General features: G+C 56.8%; 1 protein-coding gene. It reads right to left on the bottom strand.

Annotated elements, in window-relative coordinates; translation table 11 throughout:
* The coding region (locus B0O95_RS15145) for an AMP-binding protein (RefSeq protein ID WP_269845336.1) at positions 1-1536 on the bottom strand (1536 nt) is incomplete at its 3' end.
* Positions 1537-1546: the final 10 nt, after the last annotated feature.

The raw sequence follows: 1546 nt of genomic DNA on the forward strand, positions 1-1546 counted from the left end.
ATTAAGACGGAACAACCAAGCACGCAGTGGAACCTCGCTAGACAGATCAAAACAATATGCCGCTGCCCGCTCCAGTGCCTGCGGCAGCGTCTCGTCTGTCACGTCGATTATTTCCAATGTACACGAAGCCGCTTCGACGGTCAGAATGTCTTGCGCAGCGACACCATCAGTTTCGGCGAAAACGGTGCGCAAGCTTTCATGGCGGGCTAACAGGTCGTTCAGCGCCGCTTGCAATGCATCTGTATCTAATGCGCCGGATAAGCGCAGTGGTAATGGAATGTTATAAGTTGCACTAGGCCCTTCAAATTGGTGAATGAACCACAGTCGGCGCTGCGCAAAAGACAGCGGTAGTTTCTCCGAGCGTGGCTGTGGGCACAGCGGCGGGCGTACAGCAGCACCTTGCCCAAGACGCTGTGCTAAGCCCGCGACGGTAGAAGTTTCAAATAATGTGCGAACGGCGATTTCAACGCCCAAGGTGGTACGCAAACGGCTAACCAAACGCATAGCCAACAGCGAATGCCCGCCCAGGTCAAAAAAGCTGTCGTCAATGCCCACGCGTGGCAAGCCGAGCACTTCGGCAAACAACTCGGCCAGCGTCTGTTCCTGTGGCGTGCGTGGCGCTCGGTAATGGTCCGAGACAAGCTCCGGTGCAGGCAGCGCTTTTTGGTCCAATTTACCATTGGGCGTCAACGGCAGCGCATCGAGTAAGACCACGGCCGCAGGCACCATGTAATCAGGTAGCTGCTGCGCCAAATACTGGCGCAATTCGGCCGGCTCTAACTCGCCTAGTTGCTGCGAGTTGGCTACCACATAGGCAATCAGTTGTTTGTATCCGGGGCGTTCCTCACGGACGATAACTGCAGCTTGTGCCACACTTGGATGATGGCATAGCGCCGTCTCGATCTCGCCAAGCTCAATTCGAAAGCCACGGATTTTGACCTGCTGGTCGGCACGGCCCATAAAATCTAACGTGCCGTCCGCACGCCAGCGCGCCAGATCGCCCGTGCGGTACATCCTTGTCCCCGTGCAGCCAAACGGATTGGCCACGAAGCGCTCAGCAGTTAATCCTGGGCGATCAAGGTAGCCCCTGGCTATCCCGGTGCCTGCAACGTATAGTTCACCAGGCACACCAACAGGAACGGGACGCAGCCCCGCATCCAACACGTAGACTTGCGCGTTATCTAGCGGCGTGCCAATGGGGATGGATGCTCGCGCCGCGAACGGCGCCTGCATTGAATAAAGGGTTGCGATTACCGTAATCTCAGTCGGCCCATATGCATTCACCAAATCAATCGCAGGACAACATTCGAGTACTCGCTGCACTGCAGAAGGTGAAACAACATCGCCTCCCACGATCAACTGGCGTACACCAGCGAGATAACTCAGGTCGTCTTCAACCATCAATCGGAACAGCCCTGCGCTTAGCAAGAGCGCGCTAACCTGTTGCCGTTTGATTGTCTCTTGCAGCGTCTGAGCGTCAAGCCTGCCCGGCGGGGCGATCACTACTTGCCCACCGCTCAGCAGCGGGGTCCACAGCTCATACGTG

The organism is Mycetohabitans endofungorum (assembly GCF_002927045.1).
Classification (GTDB): domain Bacteria; phylum Pseudomonadota; class Gammaproteobacteria; order Burkholderiales; family Burkholderiaceae; genus Mycetohabitans; species Mycetohabitans endofungorum.